The organism is Caballeronia arationis (assembly GCF_001544975.2).
Lineage (GTDB): Bacteria > Pseudomonadota > Gammaproteobacteria > Burkholderiales > Burkholderiaceae > Caballeronia > Caballeronia arationis.
In genome coordinates, this window is record NZ_FCOG02000040.1 from 49,496 (window position 1) to 56,402 (window position 6,907).

The following is a 6,907-nucleotide window of genomic DNA, read 5'->3' on the forward strand; positions in this document are numbered from 1 at the left end:
GCCCTGACTGTCTATCTCCAAGACCTTCTTACGGACGCTCGAGTGCCAGCGCCACGCCCATGCCGCCGCCGATGCACAGCGACGCCAAACCCTTTTTCGCGTCGCGCTTCTGCATTTCGTGCAGGAGCGTAACGAGAATGCGGCAGCCGGATGCGCCGATCGGGTGTCCGATCGCGATCGCGCCGCCGTTCACATTGACCTTCGACGTATCCCAGCCCATCTGCTTGTGGACCGCGAGCGCCTGCGCCGCGAACGCCTCGTTGATTTCCATCAGGTCGAGGTCGCTCGGGGACCAGCCCGCGCGTTCCAGACAGCGCTTCGATGCCGGCACCGGGCCCATGCCCATCACCTTCGGATCGACGCCCGCGTTCGCGTACGCCTTGATGCGCGCAAGCGGCGTCAGGCCGAGCGCTTCGGCCTTCTTCGCCGACATCACGATCACCGCCGCGCCGCCGTCGTTCAGGCCCGACGCGTTGGCCGCCGTCACCGTGCCTTCCTTCGAGAACGCTGGCTTCAGGCCTGCGAGCGCTTCCGGAGTCACGCCGTGGCGCACGAACTCGTCGGTGGCGAACTTGAGCGGCTCGCCCTTGCGTTGCGGAATCTCGATCGGCACGATCTCGTCGTCGAAGCGGCCCGCCTTCTGCGCGGCTTCCGCCTTGTTCTGCGACAGCGCCGCGAACTTGTCCTGCTCCTCGCGCGTGATGCCGTATTCCTTCGCGACGTTCTCGGCCGTCGTGCCCATGTGGTACTGGTTGTAGACGTCCCACAGGCCGTCGACGATCATCGAGTCGATCAGCTTCACATCGCCCATGCGGAAGCCGTCGCGCGAGCCCGGCAGCACGTGCGGCGCCGCGCTCATGTTTTCCTGGCCGCCGGCGATCACGATCTCCGCGTCGCCCGCGATGATCGCGTTGGCGGCGAGCATCACGGCCTTCAGGCCCGAGCCGCACACCTTGTTGATCGTCATGCCGGGCACCGAGTTCGGCAGGCCCGCCTTGATGAGCGACTGGCGCGCGGGGTTCTGGCCCGAACCTGCCGTCAGCACCTGGCCCATGATCACTTCGCTGATCTGCTCGGGTTTCAGGTTGGCGCGTTCGAGCACCGCGCGAATGACGGCAGCGCCGAGATCAGGCGCCGCGATCTTCGCGAGCGACCCGCCGAATTTGCCGACCGCTGTGCGTGCGGCCGATACGATCACTACGTCAGTCATTTCAGTTTCCTTTGGCTTCGAATGTTAAAGCGGGCTCTGCAAGCTCGGTGCGTGGAAACCTGCTGTCCGACGCACCGTTCAGGCGCCGGGCGGCTCAGTGGTCGCGTTGCAGCACATAGCGCCCGGGCGCGGGTTCGATGACGGGATATTCCTCCGATCCGAGCGACGCCGGCGCCTTCATCTTCTTGCCGGCGTAGCCGTCGAGCCAGTTCGTCCAGGCGGGCCACCAGCTGCCCGGATGTTCGGTCGCGGCAGCGAACCAGTCGTCGGCGTCGGCAGGCAGCCGTTTGTCGTCGGTGTCGAGCATCCAGAAGTTGCGTTTGTTCTTCGACGGCGGATTGATCACCCCCGCGATATGCCCCGACGCGCCGAGCACGAATTTCTGCGGCCCGGTCAAAAGCGGCGCCGATGCATACGCCGACGCCCACGGCACGATATGGTCTTCGCGCGAACCGTAAATGAAGGTCGGCACGTCGATGCGCGACAGGTCGATCGGCTCGCCGCAGGTCGTCACCGCGTTGGGCTCGCGCAGCTTGTTCTCCAGATACGTGTTGCGCAGATACCAGGCGCACATCGGGCCGGGCAGGTTGGTCGAATCGCTGTTCCAGAACAGCAGGTCGAACGCCTGCGGCGTGCGTCCCTTGAGATAGTTGTCGACGACGTAGTTCCAGACCAGATCGTTCGGACGCAGGTACGAGAACGTGTTCGCGAACTCGACGCCGCGCATGAGTCCCGGAGGCGCGCCGTTCTTGCCGCCAATCGTCTGCTCGCGCATCTGCACGTGCGACTCGTCGACGAAGACGTCGAGCACGCCCGTGTCGGAGAAATCGAGCATGGCGGTGAGGAGCGTCATCGATGCGGCCGGATGTTCGCCGCGCGCCGCTGCGACCGCGAGCGCGGTCGAGAGGATCGTGCCGCCGATACAGAAGCCGAGCGTGTTGATCTGCTCGCGCCCGGTGATCTGCTTGACGACCTCGATCGGTTCGAGCACGCCCTCTTGCACGTAATCGTCCCAGGTCTTGTGCGCGACCGACTGGTCGGCATTGCGCCACGACAGGATGAATACCTGATGCCCCGCGTCGAGCGCGTGGCCGACTAGCGAGCTTTCCGGCTGCAGGTCGAGGATGTAGAACTTGTTGATGCAGGGCGGCACGATCAAAAGCGGCCGCTCGAATACCTGCGACGCGTGCGGCTTGTAGTGGATGATCTGCACGAGATCGTTTTCGAAGACGACCGCGCCTTCGGTCGATCCGATGTTCTTGCCAACCACGAAGCGCGACTCGTCCGACTGCGAGATCTTGCCGCGCTGCAGGTCGTTGAGCAGGTTCATCATGCCCTGCCAGAGGCTCTCGCCCTTGCTCTCGATGAGCGTCTTCTGCGCTTCCGGATTGAACGCCAGGAAGTTGCTCGGCGAGGCCGCGGCAGTCCACTGCTCGACGGTGAAGCGAATGCGTTCGCGCGTCTTCGGGTCGGTGTCGACGGCGTCGGCGAGTTCCTGCAGATAGCGCGCGTTGAGCAGATACCACGCGGCGGTGAACGCGTAGGCCGGCGTCGATTGCCACGCGGTCGTGCTGAACCGGCGATCCTTCAACGCCGCCGGATCGATGCTTTGCGCGCCCGCCTGCTTGAGCAACTCGACCACATCGCGCGAATAGTCGCCCTGCAACTGCTGGAGACGCTCGGACGAAATCGCCGCGTTCGGGAGTTGCGGCATGGAAGGCATGCCGGACATTTGCGGAAGCACGCCCGCAAATCCAGGAATCGCCTGCATGCCCGGAAGCTGGCTCGCGAGTTTGGAGAAATCCGGCATCGTGCCGAGCTTCGCGAAGTCGGGCAGCGGCGGCATCGCGAACGGCGTGGCGCCCTGCTGCGCGGCAGCGAACGCGGCAAACGGATTCGCGGCGGCGCCGTTGCCCGCGTTGTTGCCGTTCGCGCCATTCATCTGCTGAGTGAGCTTCGTCCACTGCGCCGGATCGGCGACGGAGCGCCACGCGTTCAGCCACTGCTCGAACACTTGCTGCATGCCCGCCATGTCGGGCGGACGAGCGGCCGCCGAAGTCGCATCGGTGGCATCTGAGCGGGAAGATGTAGAGGATGTTTTAGAGGCAGCCATACCCGCTTTTGACCTGTGAGTCTCGAAAGACTGGATTGCTGATGCAGGCGCTGCAGGGCTCGCCTTGACCAGCGCGCAAGTGTTGCGCCGAGTGCGCGATGGAAGCCGACCTTGCCACGCCTTGCCTGATTTCGGAGTGTTGCGGGAACATTCTTGCTCCCGAGCGTCAGGCATGTCAATGCTTTGCCCCGATTTTGCCGCAGTGCGATAATTTTTTAATTATCGTTTTCCCCCATGCAATCGTTGCGTTCCTTGATCCGGATTTGCCCTTATATAAGAGCGAACAAGCGTACGCGTACGACACACGGCCAAATGTCCGACATATTGCAGCACAACAAAAAATCGGCGAGCACTGCAAAAAAAGTGACCGGCGCTGCGCTCACTGGCCGGCGTTAAAGGTTATCGGCAATGTATCGCGGGCAATGGCAAAAGGCCGTCGCGGGATGCCCGGCGACGGCCTTTCGCGCTTCGATACGCGCCGTTCAGTCGGCGAGCCAGATCATTGCCGCCATGCGACCGGTCGTGCGATCCCGTCGATACGAATAGAAGCGCTCGCGCTCTGTCACCGTGCAGTGAGTGCCGCCGTGCACGCGCCTTCCGTCGACACCCGCGTTCGCGAGGCGCAGGCGCGCCAGCGCGTAGATGTCGGCGAGATACTTGCCTTTCGACTGCTTCGGACTGAACGCGGCGGCAGTGGTGTCGCGCTGGCTCACAGCGGCCGCCGAGACGAACGCGTCCAGCACGTCCTCGCCGACTTCGAACGCCGAGGGCCCGATCGCCGGGCCGAGATAGGCATGGAGCACCGAAGTATCCGCACCGGCGAGCGCCGCGACGCGCTCCGCCGTCTTCTCGACGATACCCGCGGCCAGGCCGCGCCATCCCGCGTGCGCGGCGCCGACCGCGCGACCCGCTTCGTCGCAGAACAAAACCGGCAGGCAATCGGCGACCATCACGACGCAGACGGCGTCCGCGCGATCCGTCACGCTCGCATCGGCGCGCACGGGGTCCGCGCCGGTCGCGGGTGCGTTCGCGCAGCGGTCGATCACCGCGCCAGCTTCCGCGATGTCGGCGCCGTGGATCTGTTCGAGCCACGCGGCGGCCGGCGTCCCGGTGAGCGCGAGCAGCCGGCGGCGGTTTTCACGCACGGCATCGGGCGAATCGCCGGTGTGCAGCCCGAGATTCAAACCGCCCTCGCCCGCACGGCCGCCGCCGAACGGCGCGGCGCTGACGCCGCCGTTGCGCGTCGTCGCGAGCGAACGCACCCGCGCGGACACGCCCGACGCTTGCCAGCCGGGCCACAGGCAGTCATCCGCGGAGAGCGCGGCACGGGGTTCGCCCATTGCGCTCATTCTTCGTCGTCCTCGTCGTCGGCTTCGTAGCCTTCGTCGTCGTACGCTTCGTCCATTTCGTACACCTCGGGGAAGTCGTCGTCATCGTCGTCCAGGTCGGACTGTGCGTCGCGGCCGAGGCCCAGTTCCGCGGCCAGGATCGCGATGTCCTCGGGAACGTCCGCGCGCCAGTGCACGTCCTTGCCCGACACCGGATGAATCAGCCCGAGCCGCCACGCATGCAGCGCCTGACGCTCGAAGCCGTTCGGCAGCGGCGTGACGGAGCGCTTGCCGCGCGCGCGCCCATAAACCGGGTCGCCCAGGAGCGGATGGCCCGTATGCGAGCAATGCACGCGAATCTGATGCGTGCGGCCGGTTTCGAGATCGCAATGGATCGCCGAGACCGGCTGGCCGTGCCACAGCGCGCGGTCGATGGTCCGGAAGTGCGTGCGCGCGGGCTTGCCCGACGCGCTTTCCACCACCGCCATGCGGGTGCGGTCGCGCGGATCGCGGCCGATCGGCGCATCGATCGTGCCTTCGTCGCGCATGTTGCCCCACACGAGCGCGACATAGCGGCGCTTCACCGTGCGCGCCTGCAGCTGGCGCGTGAGGAGCGTCTGCGCCTCGAGCGTGCGCGCGACGACCATCAGGCCCGAGGTCTCCTTGTCGAGCCGGTGCACGATGCCCGCGCGCGGCAGGCCGGCGGCGGCCTCGCCGTAGCGGTACAGGAGGCCGTTGAGCAGCGTGCCGCTCCAGTTCCCCGCCGCCGGATGCACGACCATGCCCGCGGGCTTGTTGATGACGACGAGCGCGTCGTCCTCGTAGACGATGTCGAGCGGCACCGGTTCGGGCGTGAACGCGAGCTGCTCGGGCAGCAGGTCGGGCACGAGCGTAATCGTCGCGCCGAGCGGCACCGGCTGGCGGACCTTCGACGGCGCGCCGTCGATCTGCACCCGCTCGGCCTCGATCCAGCCCTGCAAACGGCTGCGCGAGAATTCCGGAAACATCTTCGCGAGAACCTTGTCGAGCCGCTCGCCCGCGAATTCGTCAGGCACGCGCGCGACGCGCGGCGTTTCGGCATCGGCGCGGCGTTCGGCGAGCATTGTCGGCACGGTGCTCGCGATGCCCTCGGCGGGCGGCGCGGCGTGGCTGTCGGCGTCGGCTGAATCGTCCGGACGTGCGTCGTCGGGCGTAGCGCTTCGGCTATAATCTTCGTTGCGATCTTTGGTACGACGAGTACTTGAGCGGGTCATTTAGACAGAAAGCCGGGAAATAGCTAGGAAATGCAAGCACTGATGCGAGCCCTCTACACCACCAAACAGTCGATGCAGAAATCGATCAAGTATCTGGCGCTGGCCGCTGGCGTTGCCATTGTCGCGGGTTGCCACGGCCTGCCCGAGAAGACCGACGAGACGGCAACCTGGAATAACAACAAATTATATACGGAGGCTCAGGACGCGCTTTCCGGCAGCGACTACGGCAAGTGCGCGAAGTACTTCGAAGCACTCGAAGGCCGCGACCCGTTCGGCCATTTCGCGCAGCAGGCGCAGATCAACGTGGCGTACTGCAACTGGAAGGACAGCGAAACAGCCGCGGCCGACCAGGCCATCGACCGCTTCATCAAGCTGCATCCCGATCACCCGGAAATCTCCTACGCGTACTACCTGAAGGGGATGATCCACTTCAACGACGACCTCGGTCTCTTCGGCCGCTTCTCCGGCCAGGACATGAGCGAGCGCGACCCCAAGTCGCTGCGCGAGTCGTATGACGCGTTCAAGGTCGTCGTCGACCGCTATCCGAACAGCAAGTATGCGCCGGACGCCGCGCAGCGCATGCGCTATATCGTGAACGCGCTGGCGTCGCACGAAGTCCACGCCGCGGATTACTACTATCGACGCGGCGCGTATGTGGCGGCCATCAACCGCGCGCAACTGGCCATCCGCGAATACAAGAACGCGCCGGCCACCGAAGACGCACTGCACATCATGATGCTGTCGTACCAGAAGCTCGACCAGCCGCAACTCGCCGACGACACCAAGCGCGTGCTCGCGGCCACGTTCCCCGACAGCCCGTATGTGACCGGCAAGCGCCGCGCGGGTGTCGACAAGCCCTGGTATCAGATCTGGTAAGCGCGGCGTTCGGAACGGAACGCCCCAAGAAAAACCCGGCCGCCTGGCCGTAATGCCGTTCAGTTAATGTTCTTTTTGAGGTATCGAACGGTGTAGCGTTTAGGGCGGGATTTGACGACTCGGTCGC

Annotated in this window: 5 protein-coding genes; 1 reads left to right on the forward strand and 4 read right to left on the reverse strand. The window is 65.3% G+C overall.

All coding sequences use genetic code 11. The annotated features are described in order from the left end of the window. Nucleotides 1-28: 28 nt before the first annotated feature. The 4 genes from AWB81_RS22775 to AWB81_RS22790 form a co-directional block, all read right to left on the reverse strand. Nucleotides 29-1,210 carry an acetyl-CoA C-acetyltransferase gene (locus AWB81_RS22775; RefSeq protein ID WP_062638808.1) on the reverse strand — a complete coding sequence of 394 codons (1,182 nt, stop codon included), beginning with the start codon at nt 1,208-1,210 and terminating at the stop codon, nt 29-31. A gap of 94 nt (nt 1,211-1,304) precedes the next feature. Further along, the gene (phaC, locus tag AWB81_RS22780; RefSeq protein ID WP_087135125.1) at nt 1,305-3,323 is read right to left on the reverse strand and encodes a class I poly(R)-hydroxyalkanoic acid synthase; all 2,019 of its coding nucleotides are present in this window, start codon (nt 3,321-3,323) and stop codon (nt 1,305-1,307) included. A 482-nt stretch (nt 3,324-3,805) separates the two neighbouring features. Then, complete coding sequence (pgeF, locus tag AWB81_RS22785; RefSeq protein WP_087135126.1) at nt 3,806-4,663, reverse strand: peptidoglycan editing factor PgeF; 858 nt, start codon at nt 4,661-4,663, stop codon at nt 3,806-3,808. Nucleotides 4,664-4,668: 5 nt separating this feature from the next. After that, nucleotides 4,669-5,904, reverse strand: a complete 1,236-nt coding sequence (locus AWB81_RS22790) for an RluA family pseudouridine synthase (RefSeq protein ID WP_062638810.1) — start codon at nt 5,902-5,904, stop codon at nt 4,669-4,671. Nucleotides 5,905-5,946: 42 nt separating this feature from the next. Between AWB81_RS22790 and AWB81_RS22795 the strand changes: the two genes are divergently transcribed. After that, nucleotides 5,947-6,780, forward strand: coding sequence for an outer membrane protein assembly factor BamD (locus tag AWB81_RS22795; protein WP_062638811.1), 834 nt, complete (start codon nt 5,947-5,949; stop codon nt 6,778-6,780). Nucleotides 6,781-6,907: the final 127 nt, after the last annotated feature.

Excerpts from the sequence above, each read along its gene's own strand:
- AWB81_RS22775 (WP_062638808.1), bottom strand. The coding sequence starts at position 1,210 with ATGACTGACGTAGTGATCGTATCGGCCGCACGCACAGCGGTCGGCAAA.
- phaC (WP_087135125.1), bottom strand. The coding sequence starts at position 3,323 with ATGGCTGCCTCTAAAACATCCTCTACATCTTCCCGCTCAGATGCCACC.
- pgeF (WP_087135126.1), bottom strand. The coding sequence starts at position 4,663 with ATGGGCGAACCCCGTGCCGCGCTCTCCGCGGATGACTGCCTGTGGCCC.
- AWB81_RS22790 (WP_062638810.1), bottom strand. The coding sequence starts at position 5,904 with ATGACCCGCTCAAGTACTCGTCGTACCAAAGATCGCAACGAAGATTAT.
- AWB81_RS22795 (WP_062638811.1), top strand. The coding sequence starts at position 5,947 with ATGCGAGCCCTCTACACCACCAAACAGTCGATGCAGAAATCGATCAAG.